The 1,017-nt window shown below is 65.9% G+C and carries 1 protein-coding gene; it reads right to left on the reverse strand.

Translation table 11 applies throughout. The annotated features are described in order from the left end of the window. Positions 1-59: 59 nt before the first annotated feature. Positions 60-863 (reverse strand): DDE-type integrase/transposase/recombinase, encoded by an 804-nt coding sequence (locus CKO40_RS23755; protein ID WP_200348931.1) that lies wholly within the window; start codon positions 861-863, stop codon positions 60-62. Positions 864-1,017 lie beyond the last annotated feature (154 nt).

Here is a 1,017-nt window from a genome sequence, read left to right on the forward strand (position 1 = left end):
GTGACCAGCCATTCCGGAAACCGACCGGAAATTGGTCACGTTGAGATCGGAATCGGCGGTCACGTTCCGTCGGAATCCGCGGTCACCTTCAAGCGGAATCGATGGTCACGATGGGTCGGAATACGCAACTCAGCATAGGCGTTGTCATCACTGACGCGGGGACGGCTATAGGAGGGCATGATGCCCAAGTGCTGCAGGGTCGCCAGCAGGGTGCTGCCCTTCTGTGGACTGCCGTTATCGGCGTGCAGAATCAGCGGTCGACTCAGGGGGCCTTCGGCGAGCACGGCGCGCTGGACCAAGGCGCTGGCATGCTCACTGTTCTCGGCGCTGTGCACCTCCCAGCCAACAATCTTGCGGCTGTAGAGATCGAGGATCAGATACAGGTAGAAGAACACCCCGCGCACCGGTCCGGGCAGATAGGTGATGTCCCAGCACCACACCTGGTTCGGGCCGGTGGCGGTGTGGCTCGGGGGCGATGTGGCGGCACGCGGGGCCTTGGCGCGACCCCGGTGGTGCTGGGCGCCCTCGGTGCGCAGCAAGCGGTAGAAGGTCGATTCCGAGGCCAGGTAAATGCCGGCATCGGCCAAGCGCGGGACGATCTGGCTCGGCGGCAGACTGGCGTGCTCAGGCTGGTGGCAGGCGGCGCGCACCGCCGCGCGTTCGGCCTCGCTGAGCGCATTGGGCGGCGTGGGCCGCTGCGCGCTCGGGCGGCGGTCTTCGGTGACAGCGCCCTGAGAGCGCCAGCGTTGCACGGTGCGCAGGCTCAGCCCAAGCGCGGCGCAGGCCTGTGCCTTGCGCGCCCCGGCGGCGATGGCCTCGTCGATCAGCTCAATAGCGTGGCGGCGATCTTGGGCGCTGATCATGCGTCCTCTTCCCCCCAGATCGCCGCGGCTTAATGGAATGGTCCGCCCCTCCTTCTTTATCCTGCTGGGGCACACAACCGGCACCTGATGCGGAGGACTGATTCCATGGCTGAGACGATCATCGGCATCGACCTAGGCAAGCTGAAGTTCCACG

This window comes from Halochromatium glycolicum (genome assembly GCF_016584085.1).
GTDB lineage: Bacteria > Pseudomonadota > Gammaproteobacteria > Chromatiales > Chromatiaceae > Lamprobacter > Lamprobacter glycolicus.